Origin of the sequence: Dinoroseobacter sp. S76 (assembly GCF_049801095.1) — a bacterium.
GTDB lineage: Bacteria > Pseudomonadota > Alphaproteobacteria > Rhodobacterales > Rhodobacteraceae > Dinoroseobacter.
The window spans coordinates 330,874-350,206 of sequence record NZ_JBNAGH010000004.1 but is presented as its reverse complement, the minus strand read 5'-3'; the positions used below and the strand labels follow the sequence as shown (position 1 = coordinate 350,206).

General features: G+C 64.9%; 19 protein-coding genes. 3 read left to right on the top strand and 16 right to left on the bottom strand.

Annotation, left to right across the window (positions count from 1 at the left end; translation table 11 throughout):
* Positions 1 to 1,208 (bottom strand): acyl-CoA dehydrogenase (locus tag ACP153_RS14870; RefSeq protein ID WP_424971796.1); only part of this gene is annotated, 1,208 nt, incomplete at its 3' end.
* Positions 1,205 to 2,368 (bottom strand): pyridoxal phosphate-dependent aminotransferase, encoded by a 1,164-nt coding sequence (locus ACP153_RS14865; protein WP_424971795.1) that lies wholly within the window; start codon positions 2,366 to 2,368, stop codon positions 1,205 to 1,207. The genes ACP153_RS14870 and ACP153_RS14865, both read right to left, overlap by 4 nt.
* An 83-nt stretch (positions 2,369 to 2,451) precedes the next feature.
* On the opposite strand from ACP153_RS14865, the gene ACP153_RS14860 reads away from it, so the two are divergent.
* On the top strand, positions 2,452 to 3,357 hold the full coding sequence (locus tag ACP153_RS14860; RefSeq protein WP_424971794.1) for a LysR substrate-binding domain-containing protein: 906 nt from the start codon (positions 2,452 to 2,454) through the stop codon (positions 3,355 to 3,357).
* On the opposite strand, the gene ACP153_RS14855 is transcribed toward ACP153_RS14860, so the two are convergent.
* The gene (locus tag ACP153_RS14855; protein ID WP_424971792.1) at positions 3,342 to 4,403 is read right to left on the bottom strand and encodes a saccharopine dehydrogenase C-terminal domain-containing protein; all 1,062 of its coding nucleotides are present in this window, start codon (positions 4,401 to 4,403) and stop codon (positions 3,342 to 3,344) included. The two genes, ACP153_RS14860 and ACP153_RS14855, sit on opposite strands and share 16 nt — an antisense overlap.
* 107 nt (positions 4,404 to 4,510) lie before the next feature.
* Between ACP153_RS14855 and ACP153_RS14850 the strand changes: the two genes are divergently transcribed.
* Positions 4,511 to 4,939, top strand: a complete 429-nt coding sequence (locus ACP153_RS14850; protein ID WP_424971791.1) for an Lrp/AsnC family transcriptional regulator — start codon at positions 4,511 to 4,513, stop codon at positions 4,937 to 4,939.
* 10 nt (positions 4,940 to 4,949) lie between these two features.
* On the opposite strand, the gene ACP153_RS14845 is transcribed toward ACP153_RS14850, so the two are convergent.
* The 10 genes from ACP153_RS14845 to ACP153_RS14800 form a co-directional block, all read right to left on the bottom strand.
* Complete coding sequence (locus ACP153_RS14845; RefSeq protein WP_424971790.1) at positions 4,950 to 7,205, bottom strand: NADP-dependent isocitrate dehydrogenase; 2,256 nt, start codon at positions 7,203 to 7,205, stop codon at positions 4,950 to 4,952.
* A gap of 62 nt (positions 7,206 to 7,267) precedes the next feature.
* Entirely contained in the window at positions 7,268 to 8,305 is a 1,038-nt protein-coding gene (locus ACP153_RS14840) for a branched-chain amino acid ABC transporter permease (RefSeq protein ID WP_424971789.1), read from the bottom strand.
* Positions 8,305 to 9,183: a branched-chain amino acid ABC transporter permease gene (locus tag ACP153_RS14835; protein WP_424971788.1), complete on the bottom strand. Its 879-nt coding sequence runs from the start codon at positions 9,181 to 9,183 to the stop codon at positions 8,305 to 8,307. The genes ACP153_RS14840 and ACP153_RS14835 overlap by 1 nt, the downstream gene beginning before the upstream one ends.
* Before the next feature lie 12 nt (positions 9,184 to 9,195).
* The gene (locus tag ACP153_RS14830) at positions 9,196 to 9,924 is read right to left on the bottom strand and encodes an ABC transporter ATP-binding protein (protein WP_424971787.1); all 729 of its coding nucleotides are present in this window, start codon (positions 9,922 to 9,924) and stop codon (positions 9,196 to 9,198) included.
* Entirely contained in the window at positions 9,924 to 10,670 is a 747-nt protein-coding gene (locus tag ACP153_RS14825; RefSeq protein ID WP_424971786.1) for an ABC transporter ATP-binding protein, read from the bottom strand. The genes ACP153_RS14830 and ACP153_RS14825 overlap by 1 nt, the downstream gene beginning before the upstream one ends.
* A 70-nt stretch (positions 10,671 to 10,740) precedes the next feature.
* Positions 10,741 to 12,021: an amino acid ABC transporter substrate-binding protein gene (locus ACP153_RS14820; protein ID WP_424971785.1), complete on the bottom strand. Its 1,281-nt coding sequence runs from the start codon at positions 12,019 to 12,021 to the stop codon at positions 10,741 to 10,743.
* A 240-nt stretch (positions 12,022 to 12,261) separates the two neighbouring features.
* Positions 12,262 to 13,488 carry an MFS transporter gene (locus ACP153_RS14815; RefSeq protein WP_424971784.1) on the bottom strand — a complete coding sequence of 409 codons (1,227 nt, stop codon included), beginning with the start codon at positions 13,486 to 13,488 and terminating at the stop codon, positions 12,262 to 12,264.
* A 74-nt stretch (positions 13,489 to 13,562) separates the two neighbouring features.
* On the bottom strand, positions 13,563 to 14,558 hold the full coding sequence (locus tag ACP153_RS14810) for a hypothetical protein (RefSeq protein WP_424971783.1): 996 nt from the start codon (positions 14,556 to 14,558) through the stop codon (positions 13,563 to 13,565).
* A gap of 15 nt (positions 14,559 to 14,573) precedes the next feature.
* A complete protein-coding gene (locus ACP153_RS14805; protein ID WP_424971782.1) occupies positions 14,574 to 15,398 on the bottom strand; it encodes a sulfite exporter TauE/SafE family protein in 825 nt (274 codons plus the stop codon).
* 78 nt (positions 15,399 to 15,476) lie between these two features.
* A complete protein-coding gene (locus ACP153_RS14800) occupies positions 15,477 to 15,854 on the bottom strand; it encodes a DoxX family protein (protein WP_424971781.1) in 378 nt (125 codons plus the stop codon).
* A 148-nt stretch (positions 15,855 to 16,002) separates the two neighbouring features.
* Between ACP153_RS14800 and ACP153_RS14795 the strand changes: the two genes are divergently transcribed.
* On the top strand, positions 16,003 to 16,704 hold the full coding sequence (locus tag ACP153_RS14795) for a FadR/GntR family transcriptional regulator (RefSeq protein ID WP_424971780.1): 702 nt from the start codon (positions 16,003 to 16,005) through the stop codon (positions 16,702 to 16,704).
* A 3-nt stretch (positions 16,705 to 16,707) separates the two neighbouring features.
* On the opposite strand, the gene ACP153_RS14790 is transcribed toward ACP153_RS14795, so the two are convergent.
* From ACP153_RS14790 to ACP153_RS14780, 3 genes are read right to left on the bottom strand one after another with little or no spacing between them, the layout of a single operon-like run.
* On the bottom strand, positions 16,708 to 17,418 hold the full coding sequence (locus tag ACP153_RS14790; RefSeq protein WP_424971779.1) for a fumarylacetoacetate hydrolase family protein: 711 nt from the start codon (positions 17,416 to 17,418) through the stop codon (positions 16,708 to 16,710).
* Positions 17,415 to 18,470, bottom strand: a complete 1,056-nt coding sequence (locus ACP153_RS14785) for a branched-chain amino acid ABC transporter permease (protein WP_424971778.1) — start codon at positions 18,468 to 18,470, stop codon at positions 17,415 to 17,417. Before ACP153_RS14785 ends, ACP153_RS14790 begins: the two co-directional genes overlap by 4 nt.
* A gap of 7 nt (positions 18,471 to 18,477) precedes the next feature.
* Positions 18,478 to 19,332, bottom strand: coding sequence for a branched-chain amino acid ABC transporter permease (locus tag ACP153_RS14780; protein WP_424971777.1), 855 nt, complete (start codon positions 19,330 to 19,332; stop codon positions 18,478 to 18,480).
* Position 19,333 lies beyond the last annotated feature (1 nt).

Genomic DNA, 19,333 nt, shown 5'->3' with positions numbered 1-19,333 from the left:
AACGCCTGCAGGCCGGTCTGGGCTCGGCCGAGGATCAGGGCGTGCACGTCATGGGTGCCCTCATAGGTGTTCACCGTCTCCAGGTTCACCATGTGGCGCATGACCTGGAACTCCTCGGAGATCCCGTTGCCCCCATGCATGTCCCGGGCCATCCGCGCCATCTCCAGCGCCTTGCCGCAATTGTTCCGCTTCAGCAGGCTGATCATCTCGGGCGCCGCCCGGCCCTCATCCATCAGCCGCCCCACGCGCAGGGCGGTCTGCAGGCCGAGCGCGATCTCGGTCTGCATATCGGCGAGCTTCTTCTGGAAGAGCTGGGTCTGGGCGAGGGGACGTTTGAACTGGTGCCGGTCGAGCCCGTATTGCCGGGCCGCGTGCCAGCAGAATTCCGACGCGCCCATCACGCCCCAGCCGATGCCATAGCGCGCGCGGTTCAGACAGCCGAACGGCCCTTTGAGCCCCTCGACCCCGGGCAGGAGCGCGTCCTCGCCCAGCTCCACACCATCCATGACGATCTCGCCGGTCACCGAGGCCCGCAAGCTCAGCTTGCCGCCCAGCTTGGGGGCGCTCAGCCCGGCCATCCCCTTTTCGAGCACAAAGCCCCGGATCTTGCCGCCATGGGCCTCGGATTTGGCCCAGACCACGAAAACATCCGCGATCGGCGCGTTCGAGATCCACATCTTCGAGCCCGTGAGGCGATAGCCGGTGGCGGTCTTCTCGGCGCGGGTCTTCATCCCCGCCGGGTCCGAGCCCGCATCGGGCTCCGTCAGACCGAAACAGCCGATCAGCTTGCCCGCGGCCAGCCCGGGCAGGTATTTCTGGCGCTGCTCCTCGGAGCCATAGGCATAGATCGGATACATCACGAGCGAGCTCTGCACCGACATCATCGAGCGATACCCGCTGTCGATCCGCTCAATCTCGCGCGCCACGAGCCCGTAGGCCACATAGGACCCGCCGAGCCCGCCATAGGCCTCGGGCACGGTCACCCCGAGCAGGCCCGCTTCGCCCATCTCGGCGAAGATCTCGGGCGCCACTGTGGCTTCGCGATAGGCCTCGATGATCCGCGGCGCGAGCTTGTCGGCCGCAAAGGCCGCCGCCCCGTCGCGCAACATCCGCTCCTCCTCGCTCAGCTGATCCTCAAGCCGCAAAGGATCCGCCCAGGCAAACTGCGCGAGATCGGGGCCGAACCCTGTGTTGCTCATATCGTTCATGCTGCATGTCCTTCGAGATAGTCTGCGATGCGTGCGAGCCCCGCACCGAGATCGGTGTCGGAATAGGCGAATGACAGGCGGAAATGCCCCGGCATGCCAAAGGCCCGCCCGGGCACGACGGCGACCCCCGCCTCCTCCAGCAGGGCCGTGCAGAGCGCGCCGTCATCGCCCGCATAGCGCGGAAAGGCGTAGAAGGCGCCCGCCGGGGCCGCGCAGGTGATCCCCGGCATCGCGTCCAGCGCCGCCACCACCCGGTCCCGTCGCGCAAGGTAGGTGTCCCGCCGCGCGGCCAGCAGGGCCGGGTCCCCGGTCAGGGCCGCAAACGCCGCCGCCTGAGAGACCGAGCAGGCGCCAGAGGTCACCTGCCCCTGCAGCGCCGTCATCGCCTTGATCAGCCCCGTGGGCCCCACGCCCCAGCCGATCCGCCAGCCGGTCATGGCCCAGGCCTTGGAGACCCCTGAGACGATCAGCGTCCGGTCCGCAAGATCCGGGGCCGCCGCGACAAAGCTCGTGAACCGCGCGAAGCTGAGATGCGCGTAGATCTCGTCCGACAGGATCTTGACCTGCCGATGGGGGCGCAGGACCTCGGCAAGCGCGGCGATCTCCGTGGCGCTGTAGATCGCGCCGGAGGGGTTCGAGGGGCTGTTCAGCATCAGCCACGCGCTGCGCGGAGTGATCGCGGCGGCCAGCTGTTCGGGACGCAACTTGAAGCCCTGATCCGCGCCGCAAGGCAGGATCACCGGCACGCCCCCGGCAAGCCGCACCATATCCGCGTAGCTCGTCCAGAACGGCGCGGGGATGATCACCTCATCGCCCGGATTGACCGTTGCCATCAGGGCATTGGCCAGCACCTGTTTCGCCCCGGTCGAGATCACGACCTCGCTCGCCTCGCGCCCATGGGCCTCGGCCACCGCCGCCCGCAGCGCCGGGGTCCCGGCGGTGGGCGTATAGCGGGTCTCGCCCGCCCGGGCCGCCGCCATGGCTGCGTCGATCACCCAATCGGGGGTCGGAAAATCCGGCTCCCCGGTCGAAAGCGCCACGATGTCCCGGCCTTGCTGGCGCAGCCGTGCCGCGCGCTCCGAGATCTGCACGATCTCCGACAGCTCCAGCCCGGCCAGCCGGTCCGCCCGGGGAATGGGGTTTGGCAACAGATCTTTCATGAACCCTCCAGTCGCCTTGGGTTTAAAGGCTTGAGAGTGGCATAAAAATGCATCAATACATCATGGTTCCATGATCTGAGGGCATGAATATGCTGCCTAGCTTTGCCGTCCTGCGCAGTTTCGAGGCTGCCGCCAAGCATCAGAGCTTCACCGCCGCCGCCGAGGAGCTCCGGATTTCCCAGGCCGCGATCAGCCGCCAGGTCCGCGAGCTCGAAGGGATCATCGGCGCCCAGCTTTTCCGCAAGGAGGGGCGCGGCGTCGTGCTGACCCCCGCCGGGGCGGCCCTCGCCCGGGATCTCCATGCGGGGCTCGACCGGCTGCGCGGCATCGTCGACCGGGCCCGCGGCGCGGGGGAGGCCGGGCAGAGCCTGACCATTGCCGTGCTGCCGACCTTCTCCTCGCGCTGGCTGGCGCGCCGCCTGCCCCGGTTCCGCGCCTTGCATCCGGATGTGCAACTCATCCTCAAAAGCCGCAGCAAACCCTTCGATCTGGTGCGCGCAGGCATCGATGTGGCCATCCATTTCGGCGCGCCCGAATGGATCGGCGGGCGCCATGCCACGCTTTGCCCCGAAGCGCTGGTGGCGGTGGCCGCTCCGGCGATGATCGAGGAGGCTGGCCTGACCGAGGCCCGGGACGCCACGCGCCTGCCGCTTTTGCATCTCATGACCCGGCGCACCGCCTGGCCCGCCTATTTCGAGCATCTGGGTCTCGACCCCGGCCCGGCCTATCGCGGGGATGTCTTCGACCAGTTCTCGGCCATGATTGGCGCGACCATGGCCGGGCTCGGCGCGGCCATCGTGCCCAGCTACCTGATCGAGGCGGAGCTCGCCCAGGGCACGCTCGTCCCGTTCGGCCAGCCCGATCCCGGCGGCGGCATGTATTACGCCGTCACGCCGAACACGGTCACCAACCCGCTGGCCCAGAGCTTTTGCGACTGGATCGCCCAGGAGGCACGGAGCTCCGCCCGGTCCCGTCACATCCGCGCGTAATGCCCGCCGGTGCCCGTGGCAAGGAACGCCTCCAGCGGCACTGCCTCCTGTTTCAGGAACCCGCGCTGGGGCAGCTCCCCGTCGCGCACCATCTCGATGATCGCCACCACCGAGGACGCCGTCGTCCAGGAGATCGCCGTGCGCCGTTTCCCCGCCAGGACCCGGGGCTTGTAGGCCCGCACGAACTCGTCCCGCACCAGCGCGCCATCGCGCATCCCCTCGGCGGCCGCATGGACATAGACCACATCCTCCGAAACCGGCGGCTTGGCCGTCACAAGGATCTCGCCCGCCTCGGCCCGCCGCTCCCGCATCAGGAGCTCATGGAAGAAGAAGTTCATCAGCTTGGCATGTCCGGGATAGCGCATGGTCTTGTAATCCATGTCCGGCACCTGCCCGCGATAGGTCTCGCACATGGTCCCGAGCCCGCCGGAGGTGGTGAATGCTTCCAGCTCGACCCCATCGATATAGAGCTTCTCGATCCACTCCATGGGCGAGACCTGCTTGATCTCGCCACCCTCCAGCACTTCGCAGTCATTGAGGTACTCGTTGACCACCCCTTCCGGGGACCAGTTGAAGGAATAACCCATCAGCCCGCTGGGGTTCTGCGGCAGGGCCCCGACCCGCATCCGGCAGGCGCGGCAGCTCTCCAGCCCGGCGATCAGGCTGGCACCGACAATGCCGATAAAGCCCGGGGCGAGCCCACATTGCGGCGCCATCACGCGCTCCGCCCCTTCGGCCAGGGCGAGAATGCCCTGGGTCGTGGGCACATCCTCGGTCAGGTCGAAATAGTGGATCCGCGCATCGCGCGCCGCCTCGGCCAGGGCCAGGTTGAGGTGATAGGGCAGGCAAGACAGCACCGCCTCCACCGCGCCGAACGCTGATGCCACCGCCGCCGGGTCGCGGACATCCAGCGCCCGCGTGGCGAAGGGCAGGTCGGCAGCGGCGGGCCGCAGATCATAGCCCGTCACCGCAAACCCCGCTTCATGGAGCAGCTCGCAAGCCAAAAGCCCCACCTTGCCCAGACCCAGAACGGCGATGTGTTTCATGGCGACCTCCTTGTGTTCAGCTTAGCCTGAGCGGCGGGCGCGCTAGGAAAAAGCCGGGAACTGCTCGCAATTTGTCAAGTCTCTGATGTTTTGCTAGCCTGTCTTGCATGGATGATCTGGATCGGGAACTGCTCGCCCTCCTGCAACGGGATGGCCGCGCCAGCGCGACGCTGCTGGCCCAACGGCTCGGCGTGTCCCGGGGGACCGTGCAAAACCGCATCGACCGGCTGGTGGACACGCAGGTGATCCAGCGCTTCACCCTGGCGCTTGGCCCGGGCATGGCCGATCAGCAGGTCAGCGCCTTCACCCTCCTCCGGGTCCGGGTGGATGACGGCCGCGCGGTCTCGGCCGCCTTGCGCAAGGTGCCCGGCGTGATCGAGGTCTCGACCCTCAACGGCACCTTCGATCTGGTGGTCGAGCTGCGCGCCCTGTCGCTGGCCGAGATGGACCGGATCCTCGACCAGATCCGCGCCATCCCCGATGTGGCCGAAACCCAGTGCCATATCCGCCTGACGACGACCCCGGTCCCGGCCTGAGCCGTGGCGGTCAGCCCACCGCCTGCAACGGATCGAGCAACCGGTTGAGCGTGGGCGACGGACGCATGGCCGCCGCCACCTTCTCCGGCACGGTCAGGTAATACCCCCCGAGATCCGTGGCCTGCCCCCGATGGGCGCGCAGCTCGGCGGTGATGGTCTCCTCCTGCCCGCTCAACGCCCGGGCCAGCGGGGCAAAGGCGCGGGCCAGATGGGGCTGATCCTCCTGGGTGGCGAGGGCCTCGGCCCAGAACCGGGCGAAATGGAAATGGCTGTCGCGCAGATCCGCCTCCCCCAGCCTGCGCCCGGGCGAGCGATCCTCTTCCAGCAGGCGCGAGATCGCCTGATCCGCCGTCTCGCCCAACAGGCGCGCCGCCGCATTGTCCCGCTGCGCGCCTTCGAAACGCAAAGCCTCGGCAATGGCGCAGAACTCCCCGAGACTGTCCCAGCGCAGGTGATTTTCGGACATGAATTGCTGCACATGTTTCGGGGCAGAGCCCCCTGCCCCGGTCTCGAAGAGACCGCCGCCCTGCATCAGACCCACAACCGAGAGCATCTTGGCCGAGGTCCCCACCTCGAGGATCGGGAAGAGATCCGTGAGGTAGTCCCGCAGCACATTGCCCGTCACCGCGATGCAATCGCGCCCGGCGCGGATCGTCTCGAAGGCATGGGTCGCGGCCTGGGTCGGCGCCAGCACGCGCACCCCGCCCTTCGCCTCCTGCGCGGCGAGGATCGGGGCGATGGCCGCGAGGATCTCGGCGTCATGGGGCCGCGTCGCATCGAGCCAGAACACCGTCTCGAACCCGGTGGCCGCGCGCCGTGCCAACGCCAGTTCCACCCAGTTTCCGATCGCTTCGGGACGGGTGGAGGCCATCCGCCAGATATCCCCCGCCTGCACCCCATGGGACAGAAGCTCGCTGCCCTGCGCCGTCAGCACGCAGACTGTGCCATCGCGCGTGATCTCGAAGGTCGTGGGGTGGGAGCCGTATTCCTCGGCCTTTTTCGCCATCAGCCCCACATTCTGCACGGTCCCGGCGGTGGTGGGATCCAGCGCGCCGTGATCCTTGAAATGGGCCATGGCCGCGGCATAGACCCCGGCATAGGAGCTGTCGGGGATCACGCAGGTCACATCCCGCGCCTGCCCATCGGGCCCCCAGGCCTTGCCGCCCGCCTTCAGGATCGCCGGCAGAGAGGCGTCGATGATCACATCCGACGGCACGTGGAAATTGCTGATCCCCTTGTCGGAATCGACCATATAGAGCGGCGGGCGCGCGGCCAGAACCTCGGCGATCCGGGCCAGAACAGGCGCCCCGTTGGGATCCCCCGCCAACGCCTCCAGCATGACGCCGAGCCCCGCATTGGGATCCGCCCCCGCCTGATCCAGAACCGCGCCATAGGCCGTGAAGACCGGGGCCAGATAGCGCCGCAGGGCGTGGCCAAAGATGATCGGGTCGGCGACCTTCATCATCGTCGCCTTGATATGCAGGGAATAGAGCGTGCCAAGCGCCGCCGTCTGATCGATGGTCTCGTCGAGAAAGGCACAAAGCGCGGCCTTGGACATGTAGCTGCCATCGATGATCGTGCCCGGCGGATAGCTCAGCCCATCGGCCAGAACCGTGCGCGTGCCATCTCCGGCCATATGGACGATCTGCAAGGGGCCCTGGGCCTCGGCCTCCGTCAGGGTCAAAGACACTTCGTTGGCACGGAAATCGCCGCCCATCATGGTCATGACATTGGTGTCGCTGGTAGCGGACCAGGCGCCCATGGCATGGGGATGGGCGCGGGCATGGGCCTTGACGGCCGCCGGGGCGCGACGGTCGGAATTGCCCTCGCGCAGCACCGGGTTCACCGCCGACCCCTTGACGGCATCATAGCGCGCCCGGGAGATATGCTCTGCCCCGGTGGCTGGCGCGTCCGGATAGTCGGGAATGGCGTAGCCCTTGCCCTGCAACTCGGCGATCGCATCCAGCAACTGTGCCAGCGAGGCCGAGATGTTCGGCAGCTTGATCACATTGGCCTCGGGCGCAGTCACCAGATCGGCCAATTCGGCCAGATCATCGCTCTGCCGCTGCTCCGCGCTCAGCGCCTCGGGAAAGGCCGCAAGGATCCGACCGGCGAGCGAGATGTCCTTCTCGACGATCTCGATTCCCGCCACGCCTGCAAAACGGCGCAGGATCGGCAGAAGCGAGGCCGCCGCGAGCTGTGGGGCCTCATCGGTCTTGGTGTAGATGATGGTCGAGCGAAGGGTTTGCATGTCGTCGCGGGGCATGGCGCAGCTTTCCTGTCAGAAAATGGTAGAGCCCGGCACCGCTGGGGCGCCGGGCGAAAAGGTCAGTCCCAGTTCAGGACGCGGGGCAGTTTGCCGGCCTTGGCCAGGGTGCCCACGATCCCCAGCGGGAAGAAGAGCAGCACCGCGGCCATGATCGCGCCCGTGCCGAGGATGTTGAGCTCCGAGGCCCCCATCACCGCCACGAACCCTTCGTTGAAGAGCACGATCAGCAGCGCGCCCACCACCGGGCCCGCAATGGTGCCCTTGCCGCCGAGAATGCACATCAGCATCATGTTGGCCGCCACGAGGATGATCAGAAAGATATTCGGCCGCAGATAGGTCAGGTACTCGCCCCAGACCGCCCCCGCCAAAGCCACGAAGAAGGCCGAGAGGGCAAAGGCCGTGACCTTGTAAAGCCGCGTGTCGATCCCGGCACTCTCGGCCTTGATCTCATCCTTCGAGATGGCCCGCAGGCCCAGCCCGAATTTCGAATGCTTGATCCGGTAAGAAGCCCAGACCGCGAAGGCCGCAATCGCCACCATGGCATAGTAATAGGGAATCTTGGCCCAGCGGACATCGAGCTCGGTCACCGGCAGGGACATGCCATTGGCGCCGCCCACGAAATGCCAGTTGTCAAAGAGGATCCGCACGATCATCAGAAGCGCGATCGACGAGATGATGAAGCTCGGTCCGCGGACCTTGAGCGTGATCATCCCCACGCCAAACCCGATCCCGGCTGCGATCAGTGCCACGAAAGGCGCCGAGAGGATCGAGGAGATCCCGAACCGGGCCAGCAGGATCCCGGCCATGTAGCCGCCAATGGCGAAGAACACGTTATGACCCAGGGAGATATAGCCGGTGAACCCGCCCAGAATGTTCCAGCCCGAAGCCATGGCCACATAGGAGGCGATGAAGATCACCATATGCAGCACATAGTTGTAATTCCCCGCGAATTGCAGCAGCGGCAGCACCGCCAGCGCGATCAGGATCGCAATGGGGAACCAGGTGGCGCGGGTCTTGTCGGCCATGCGGGCCAGCTTGGCGTTATGGGCCGCGCGGGCCTCGAGCACCGCGCTGGCATCATCCATCATCATACTCATCAGGAGATCTCCGATTTTTCGCCGAAGAGCCCCTGGGGACGCAGCAGCAGGACAAGGAAAAGCGCAACGAAGAAGACCATCGTGGACCAGGTCGCGCCGAAATAGGCACCGGTGAACGCGGCCAGAACCGAGAGCACGAGCGCGCCCACGACCGTGCCGAGGATCGAGCCCATGCCACCGAGCACCACGAGGCTCATCAGGATCGCGATCCACTCCCAGTGCTTGGCCGGGAAGAAGGAAAAGACGAAGCTGACCAGAGCGCCCGCGCAGCCCGCAAGCCCGATGCCGATGGCAAAGGAGAGCACGCCGATGAACTGGACATTCACGCCCAGAAGCTGGGCCGCCTCGCGGTTCTGGGTGGTGGCGCGGATGGCGTAGCCCGTGTGGCTATATTTCAGGAAGAGCGACAGCCCCCCGATGATCGCCAGGGACACGATCCCGGCATAGAGCTGCCCGGTGGGGATGAAGACATCCCCGAAAAAGATCGCATCGGTGGCATAGTCGGGCGAGGTCACACGCTGGGTATTGGTGAACATGCCCCCAAGCAGCCCCTCGACGATCATCGCCACCGCAAAGGCCATGAGCACCGTGAGGTCCGAGTATTTCGCGCTCTGGGCGTCTTTCTCGAAAAAGACCTTGTAGATCAGCACGCCCGTGGCCGCGAGGATCACCCCCGCAACCGGGACCATGATCAACGGATCCACGCCCAGCAGCTTCCAGCCAAAATACGTGACATAGGCCCCGCCGATGATCAGAACGGGATGGGCCAGATTGACCACCCGCATGACCCCGAACACCAGCGAGAGCCCGGATCCCATCAGCCCGAAGACGCCACCAAGCGCCAGGCCCAGGATCAGAAGTTGTAGAATATCAGCCATAATGTCCCCCAATCACGCGGCGCGCTTGCCGCCGAGATACAGTTCCTGAATGCGGGGATCGGCGAGCACCTCCTCGGCCGGGCCCTCGATCAGGGTCCGACCCAGATCGAGCACGACGCCCCAATGGGATTGCTTCAGCCCGATCTGCGCGTTCTGCTCGACCAGCAGAACCGTAACGCCCTCGTCGGACATCATCCGCATGATCTCGAACATCTCGAGCACGATCTTGGGCGCGAGACCCAGGGACGGCTCGTCGAGCATGACGATGTCGGGCTTGATGATCAGGGTCCGCGCCATGGCCAGGGTCTGTTGCTGGCCACCGGACATGGTCCCTGCCATCTGATCCGCGCGCTCGCGCAGGATCGGGAAGCGGTCGAGAATGCCGTCGATCCGGCTTTCCAGCAGCTTGGGATCCTCGAGGATGAACCCGCCCATCCGCAGGTTCTCGCGCACGCTCATCTTGGGAAAGAGCGCCCGCTCCTGCGGGACAAAGCAGATGCCCTTGCGCAGGATCTGGTCCGGGCGCAGCCCCTTCAGGCTCTCGCCCTTGAAGACCACATCCCCCTGACGGATGTCGAGCATCCCGCAGATCGCTTTGAGCAGGGTCGATTTCCCCGCCCCGTTGGGCCCGATGATGCAATGCACCTTGCCGGGCTGGATATCGATGCCGGCGCCGTCGAGGATCGCGGGGCCATCCCCGTATCCGGCGACAATGCCTTCCACATGCAGCAGGTTTTCCATCACGCCGCCTCCTCTTCCAGAACGCCGCCGAGATAGGCATCGAGCACCGCAGGATCCTTGCGCACGATCTCTGGCGGGCCGTCGCAGATCACCCGGCCCTGAGCCATGACCACGACCTTGTGGGAAAGCCGCATGATCAGATCCATGTTGTGCTCCACGATCAGCACCGTGAGCCCGCGCTCGTTGAGCTTGCGGATATGGCCGATGATCTCTTCGAGCAGGGAGGGGTTCACGCCCCCCGCCGGTTCGTCGAGCAGGATGATCTTCGGGTCGCTCATCAGCAGCGCGCCGAAATCCATCAGCTTCTTCTGGCCATAGGACAGGTTCGACCCGTCCTCATGGGCGATCCGTGTGATGCCGAGAAAATCAAGGATATCCATGGCCTTGTCGCGCTCTTCCGGGCTGATCGCCGGCTTGAACCAGTCGCGCCAGCCATTGAGCTTGGATTGCACGACCATGTTTTCGACCACGGTCATATCCGCGAGGTTGCGGCTGATCTGAAAGGTCCGCGAGAGGCCCGCGCCCGTGACCTGGCTGGGCCGCAGCCCGTCGATCCGCCCGCCATCGAGCCAGACCTCGCCACTGGTGGGCTGCATGGTCCGGCTGATGCAGTTGAAGGCCGTGGTCTTGCCGGCCCCATTCGGGCCGATCAGGGCGGTGATCGCCCCCGCTTCGGCGGAGAAGGTACAGCCATCCACGGCCTTGATCCCCCCGAAATGCTTGCAGAGATTTTTGACTTCGAGCATGTCGCCCTCCGCTGGTGTGAAGAAAAAATGCCCGCACCCCGCAGGGCGCGAGTCAGTCTCAGGGAGAAACTCAGAAGCCGCCCTTGGGGTAGCTGAACGGCGCGATCCCATCGAAATCCCCGGTGGGATAGATGAAGGACAGCTCGCCATCATTCTGCCACTGGGTCATCAGGAAGGGCTTGTCGATCGCGAGGCCCGTCTCGTCCCAGTGAAAGTTGCCGAGCACGGTCTGCACCGGTGCCGCGCTGTTGCGATCCGACAGCCATTGGCCCATGGCCGCGTTATCCGTGCCGCCCGTGGCGAGGATCGATTGCTCGATCCCCTGACAGACGGCAAAGGGGATCGCGCTGTCCTCATCGGGATCGGTCCCGAAGGCCGCCGAAAAGGCCGTGACGAAATCCGCGTTCGAGAAAGGCTGCCCGCCCAGAACCGAATCGTAAGGCGCAGCCGGATGCCAGCTCGTGTGGATCACCACCCCGTCCGAGGCATCGCCCACCCCCTCGTGATACTCCGCCTGGGTGCCCTGGCTGAGATAGACGAGCTTGGGCGTGGCGCGCACGGTCTTCAGGGCGCGGGTCAGCTGGGTCGCCTCCTCGGCGGAGGCGGTCAGGGCAATGATCATCTCCGCGCCGGATTTCTTGATGGAATTGGCCAGACGCAGCCAGTCGTTGAACCCCTCCTCGGGCCAGATCTCGTCATAGACCAGATCCATGCCCGCGGTGGTGATATAGCCCGGCGACATGTCCTCCACGATGGACCCATCGGACGGATTGGTCACCACCTTGCCCAGAAGCCCCGCGGCCACCGCATTGGCAAAGAAGTCATCCGCATGGACCACCGCGGCGGTCTTGGGCGCCTCACCCTCAGGGACCAGATCGGCGATGATGCCGTTCAGGCTCGCCCCCACATATTCCGCCGCGTTGGGCTGGAAGTAGAACAGGTTGTCATGGCCCTGGCGATAGATCCGCAGGGCCCCGCCCGCCGGCAGGGGATGCACCATCCCGTATTTCGCCAGCACATTGGAGAGCGGAAAGCTCAGCTTGGACGAGAAGGTGCCGAACACTGCCTCCACCCCGTCCACATTGATGAAACGCTCATACTGCGCCAGAGCCGTGGCCGCGTCCGAGCGGTTGTCCGACACGATCAGTTCCACCTCGCGGCCCAGCATCCCGCCCCGCGCATTGATCAGATCCACGCACAGCTCGTAGCCCTGTTTGTGCTTCAGCCCGTTGATCGAGAAATTGCCCGTGATCGGCAGCGAGGCACCGATCTTCAGGGGCTCGGCCCCCGCGATGCTCGCGGCACCGCACAGGGCAAGGGCGGTGGTGGCTGTCAGAAATGTCTTGAACATGGGGTCTCCTCCCGGTTGCGACTAAGGGCGTCCTCCACGCCCGATCAATCCTAATATTGGTTTGATTGATTACAGCCAAACATGTGAATTGATCTGTGTCAATGAATCATTTTTCTTTCCGTGATCGGCATTTTTACCCTGTTTTCATGGGATTATCGATCGGTGCGGCAGATGGACAGCGCAGATGTCCACCGGAGCAGGCAATCTGATCAATCTTGGATCAAGTTGAGAGAGTCGCGGTCAGCCCGGCAGGGGCACTCGCCGCAGGCTCACAAGCGCCAGAGCCGCGCTCGCCGCGGCAGCCCCAAGGGCCAGAGAGGGCGTCGTCCAGGTGGCCAGAGCCCCCCAGAAAAAGGCAAAAAGCGCCATGGTTCCGAAGAAGACCATGAGAAACACCGCCACGCCGCGCCCGCGCAAATCGCCGGGCAAAACGATCTGCGTGGCGATGTGAAAACTCGACAGAACCGCGATCCAGGCCATCCCAAAGAGCAGGCAGAGGCCCAAGGACGGGATCAATCCGCCAACCATTGCCAAACCACTCAGGCAAAGCGCGACCACGCCGGTTCCCAGCGAAACCAGCGCCCCGGCGCTCAGGGCCCGGCGCAAGCGCGGCAGGACCAGCGCGGCCAGAACCGCGCCCAGCCCGATCGCGCCCATCATCACGCCGAACCCGCCGGAGCCTGCGCCCACATTCTCCCGCGCAATGACCGGCAGCAGGGCCCAGCCCGCCGATGCCGACAGAAAGAACCCGAAGGCCCGCAGCAGGACACGGCGAAAGGCCGGGGTCGCGCGCAGGAAGTCCCAGATCTCGCGCAGATCCGCACGAATGCGCGTCCGGCGCTTGCCCCCCCGCGCCTCCGGACGCCAGAGCGCCACCGCCGCGAGGATCGCCACGAAGCTCAGCGCATTGAGGGCAAAGGGCGCCCAGAGCCCCGCCGCCACGATCACCAGCCCCGCAAGGCTCGGCCCGATCGCGCGACTGATATTGATCCCCATGGAGTTGAGCGCCAGCGCTGCGGGCAAGGCCGGACGGTCCACCAAGGACGGCACCGTCGCCAGCCAGAGCGGCGCGAGAAAGGCCGCCCCCGTATTCAGCAGAAAGGTCAGCAGCAAGAGCAGCCCTGCCGACATCGCCCCCTGCCAGACCACCACCGCCATCAGCCCCGCAACCGCCGCCATGGCGCCATTGATCACCAGCATCATCCGCTTGTGATCCAACCGATCCGTCAGAACCCCGGCCAGAAGCGCAAAGCACAGCACCGGCAGGGTCGTCGCGCTCTGGATCAGGGCGACCATGATCGGTGTGGGGGCGAGCTCGGTCATCAACCAGGCCGCCCCCACATCATTCATCCAGGTGCCGGTATTGGACAGCACCGTCGCCGTCCAGATCCACAGAAAGGCCCGGTGGCGCAGGGGCGCCCAGGCCCCGACCGGGGCCGCCCCTGCCATATCGGACATCTGCGCCATGGCCCGTCAGGCCGCAATCTGCGCCGACGGATCCGCAAGGGTCGCGCGCGAGCTCAGGACGGGCCGGGTCATGATCACGCCCGACGGAAGCTGCGCACGACCTGCTCGGGCATGCCCGCCCCCAGCGGGTATTCCAGCGCATCGAGCGCACCGGTCGCGATCTCCATCCGCACCAGCCGCCCATCGCCGACGACAATCAGCACGCTCTTGCCGTCATCGCCATCCAGCACATGGAAGGGCTCCGCCGGCAGCTCCACGATCGAAACCGGCTCCAGCGTGTCCGCGTCAAAGATCTCGGCAAACCCGCGATCCTCCGCCTCGATATAGGTCGACACCACGATGTGCTTGCCGTTCGGCGTGGCATAGGGCCAGCCGGGCACGCCCTTCAGCGGCACCGAGGCCACCACCTTGCGCGAGACCGTATCGACCACATGGAAGAGCGGGCGGAAGAAATCCCCCACATAGAGCACTTCCTTGTCCGGCGCGTGCCAGATCGCCTGACTGCCGATCTCCAGCGGGATCTTGTCGACCATCTCGCAGGTCTCGGCGTCATGGACCCCGATATAGGGGATCTCCTTATGGGCCGAGTAGATCAGCTTGCCGTTCCGGGACGGGAAGATGAAATGGCAGCGGGTCTCGGTATGCACCGACTGGACGATCTCCAGCGTGTCGGGGTCGATCACCAGAATGCACTGGTTGCACTCCGCCGTGACCCAGATCCGACCGAGATGATCCTTGGCCAGCCCATGCACCCCTTCATAGAGATCCGTGCCGATCACCGTCTCCAGCTCCATCTTCGCCACGTCCAGCACGGCGATCTGGTTGTTCGGCCGGTTCTCCGGATAGCCCGCATCGCCGTAAAGCGAGACAAAGGCCCGCCGCCCGTCATCGGACAGGATGATCTCATGGGGCTTCGCCGTCGGCGTGCCCACCACGGGCGCGGCCAGGACATCCCCCGTCGCCTCATCCACAAAGGCAATCGTCTGGTTGCCCTTCACGGTGGCCAGCAAGGTCGCGCGGCTCTGCACTTCGGTTCCAGTCATGGTTTTGCTGTCTGTATGCGAATTCACGATTTTGATCCTTTCTCAAAATGCGGAAGAGATGAAGCGGGCGGCAACCGCCAGAAGGAAAACCCCGAAGAGGATCTCCATCTGCCGCTTGCTCAGCCCATGGGCCAGCCGGACGCCCAGCGGTGCGCAGAGCATGGTCACGGGCATGATCGCGAGGAGCGCAATCAGGTTCACATAACCCAGCGAGAGCGGCGGCAGATCCGGATGCCCGAGCCCGATCAGCACATAGGTCAGCACCCCCGGGATCGCGATCAGAACGCCGAGGCCCGCCGAGGTCGCCACCGCCTGATGGATCGTGCGGCCAAAGCTCGTCATGAAGACATTGTTGAGGTTGCCCCCGCCGATCCCCATGAAGGTCGAGACAAAGCCGATCCCGAACCCGGCCCCGCTGCGCCAGGGTTGCGGTGGCAGATCCGCGGCAATGGTCCAGCTCTCGCGGTTGAGCAGCATCTTGAGGGCGATGAGGATCGCGACCCCGGCAAAGATCATGCGCAGCGCCGCACCGGACACCCCCGCCACGAAGAGCCCGGCGACCAGCACCCCCACCGGCACCCAGAGGGCCCAGGCGCGCAGCAGGTCCCGGTCCGGCGCGCCCCGCGCCGCATGGGCCCGGTAGGACCGGATCGAGGTCGGGACGATGATCGCCAGCGAGGTGCCCACCGCCATATGGGTGCGCACGCTCTCCGGCACACCGAGAAAACCCAGAAACTCCACGAGGATAGGGACGAGGACCGCTCCCCCCCCAATGCCGAACAGCCCGGCCAGCACACCCGCCACGGAGCCGGCAAGCGCCATCCCCAGGGCCATCAGGCCAATTCCACCAACACCCACCGTCAACATAGACTCGTCCTTCTCTCTGTTGACCAATCCATAGAACCAAAATGAATCAATGTAAATATTGATCACGCATTGATAGCGCTAAAAGAGTCGATCCACGGCCAGAGCCCCACCGCCTCCGAGCGCCAAGGCCAGGGCCATGCCCAGATAGGCGACCCCGATGGACCAGGAATGCCGGGCGGGGGCGAGAAAGGGCTCATCGCTCTTGGTGATCAGCGCATGGAGAATCGCTGCATTCACCGCGCAATTGGCCAAGGCCGATAGTTGCGTCAGAAACCCCAGTAAAATCAGAGCTCCGCCGACCGTCTGCACCACTGCCACCGCCACAGCAGTGGGACGGGACAGCCCCCAGGAGGCGCAGAACTTATCCATATTCCCCCATTTCTGATAGCCATGGGCGAAGGTCAGCGCGCCAAAGGTCAGCCGCAGGACCGTGAGCCCCAAATCCGGATCCGTCATCTCCTTCCCTGTCCTCCTCCTCACTATTGATTTGCGATCAATCGTATTAATGATAGTATCAATAGTAAATTGATATCGTGTCGCATGGTATTGATGAGGGGTGGCAGGGCCGTTGGCTTGCAGCCTGAGGGAAAATGACGCAAAGGACATGAAGACGTTGCAAGAAAATGGGCTACTGACATTGATCACGGATGACGGCCACAGCGCGCTCGTTCAGTTGCGCGCCTTCATCGCAAATCAGAAAATCGCCACGGGTCAACGCCTGCCTCCTGAGCGGGAATTGGTCGATCTATTGGGCGTGACACGGAATGATCTGCGCAAGGCGCTGGCCTTGCTCGAGGCCGAGGGCTCGATCTGGCGCCATGTGGGCCGGGGCACTTTCGTGGGCGCCCGTCCGGATGCGGAGGCCAGCTCCCTGCCCTCCACCGCGGAACGCGCCAGCCCGGTCGAAGTGATGAATGCGCGGATCCTGATCGAGCCCGCGCTGGCCGGGTTTGCTGCCGTGCATGCCTCCTCCGCCGACCTTAAAGAGCTCCGCACCATCGCCGATCGCTGCCGCAACGCGCGCAACTGGCGGGAATACGAGGCGCAGGACAATGCGCTCCACCGGGCGATTGCCGAAGCCTCGAACAACACGGTGCTGACGGCCGTCTTTGATACGCTGAACTCGATCCGCCGCACGGTGGTCTGGGGTCGGGATCGCGGCAATGACGGCCCGCCGCCCGCCGATCATCACAGCTTTGACCAGCATGACCGCATCCTCGACGCGATCAACAACCGGGACGCTGAAATGGCGCGAGCCGAGATGCGTCAGCACCTCGACTCCGTGTCTCAGAAACTTCTGGGGTGACGGTCAGACGACCGTCACGGCAATCGCGTCGATCCCGGCCACCGCGCCTTCCATGACATCTCCGCGGACCACCGCACCGACGCCCGCGGGCGTGCCGGTCATGATCAGATCCCCCGGCTGCAGGGTGAAAAGCCCGGAGAGATAGGAGATCACCTCTTCGCTCTTCCAGATCAGCTGGTTCAGATCGCCATCCTGCTTCAGCGCGCCATTGACCTTCAGGGTCACCGCCCCCTCCGCCGGATGCCCGATCTTTGCCACCGGATGGATTGCCGACATGGGCGCGGAATGCTCAAACGACTTCCCCACCTCCCAGGGCCGCCCCATCTTCTTGGCCACACCCTGCAGGTCGCGCCGGGTCATATCGAGCCCGACCCCGTAGCCATAGACATGGTCCAGCGCATCCGCGACGGCGATGTCGGAGCCGCCCTTCCCGATCGCGATCACATGTTCCATCTCGTAATGCACATTCTCCGATTGCGCCGGATAGGGGAAATTCTCGCCCGGTTGCAGGATCGTGTCCGGCGCTTTCTGAAAGAAGAAGGGCGGCTCTTTCTCCGGGTCATGACCCATCTCGACCGCATGGGCCGCGTAATTCCGCCCGACACAATATATACGGTGCACCGGGAAGCGCGCATCGCTCTCTGCAACCGGCAAGGTGACAAGCTGCGGGGCATCCACCACGAGGTCGAGGCTCAAATCCGTTTGAATGTTCATCTCTCTGTCCTTTCATTGAGATCTTTGGAAGTCGGAGCGCCCGGCATATCCCGCCGGACCTGAAAGAGGTGGAGGCCGGTTTTCGCCTCCAGCAGCCCGTAGAGCCCCTTGGGCGCAACGAGCATCGTGGCAATGGACACGAGCCCCAGCAGGATCAGGTACCAGCTGCCGAGATCGGCCAGGTTTTCGCGCAAGAGGAAGAAGACCAGCGTGCCCAGGATCGGGCCTTCGATCCGGCCAATCCCGCCCATCACCACCATGAAGATGACAAGGGCTGTCCAGTCATTGATGGCAAAGGCCGCATCGGGCGAGATCCGGATCTTCTGCAGGAAGATCAGCGCCCCAACGAGGGCGGTCATCGCAGCGACGCCCACATAGGTGGCCCACTTGATCCGTTTGATACCGATCCCGATGCCCCCCGCGGCCTCCGCATTGTCCCGGATCGCGCGCAGGGCCAGCCCGACCCGCGACCGCAGGAGCAGGAAGCTCCCCGCGACACAGGCCAGCGCCGTGGCGGCGGCCAGGAAATAGATGACCATCTCGATCTGCGGACGGCTCGCCGCGATGGAGCGCACCGACGCGATGGGCAGGGAAGTGCCCGACCCGCCGCCGAGCGCGCTCACCTGCGCGAAAGCCACCCGCAGGATCTCGGCCATCACCCAGGTGCCGATGGTGAAATAATGTCCCTTCAGCCGGAAGAGGAGCGGTGCCATCCCCGCCGCTGCGCAGGCCGACAGGGCCACGACAAAGGGGATCGCCCAGAGCGGCGGCACCCCGGCCAGAATGACCAGACCAAAGAGCGCATAGCCTCCGATCCCGACAAAAGCCTGCTGCCCGATGGAGACGAGACCGACATAGCCCGCCAAGAGGTTCCACAAGGTGGCCAGCGAGAGATAGAGCAGGATCTCCGTCGCGAGCCGCAGGTCCGACCGCCCCAGCAGCCAGGGGGCCGCGACCAGAAATCCGAGGATGCCCAACACCAGCCCGATCCGCATCAGATCGCCAAGGCCCCTGCCCGTTTCGCTGCAAGGCGCAGTTGTGTTCAATGCCATGGTCATCTCAAGCCACCTTCGGGACAAGGCCCTGAGGCCGGAAAACAAGGACAAGCAGGAACACGACATGGCCTGCGAGGATCTGGAAAGAGGCATCGATCTGCGCACCCACCGCCTGGGCCACGCCCAGAAGCAGACCGCCGATCAAAGTGCCCCAGATATTGCCGAGCCCCCCGATGATCACCGCCTCAAAGGCAAAGATCAGCCGCAGCGGCCCCGTGGAGGGGTCGAAATTCGTCCGCAAGGCCAACAGGACCCCCGCCACCGCCATGAAGAAAAAGGCAATCGCCGTCGCCAGCGCGAACACATGAGAGGTCTTCACCCCCATATAGCGGGCGATCTGCAGATCATCCGAGGTCGCGCGGAACACCCGCCCCAACCTTGTGTGCCAGAACAGGGTATGGAGCGCCCAGACACCGGCCACCGCCGTCACCAGTGTGACAATCGGCAGATAGCCCCAGGACAGACCTGGTGCGACGGTGACCGATGCATCTCCGAACCAACCCGCATCGATCTTGCGGCTATCGGCGGAGAAGACTTCCAAAAGCAGGTTCTGCAACACGATGGAGAGCCCGAAGGTCACCAGAAGCGGTGGCAACGGGTCGTCCCCGAGCGTGCGGTTCAGAAGGCCCCGTTGCAGGGCGTAACCGAGGATCATCATCACCGGCAGCGCCACGGCCAGCCCCATGGCGGGACCAAGCCCCAGAAGCTCGGCAATGGCAAAGGCCATGAAGGCCGCAAGCACGATGAAATCGCCATGGGCAATGTTCACGATCCGCATCACCCCGAACACGAGAGACAGCCCCACCGCGAAAAGCCCGTAAAGCCCGCCAAGGAAGATGCCTTGGGAAATTGCGTTCATC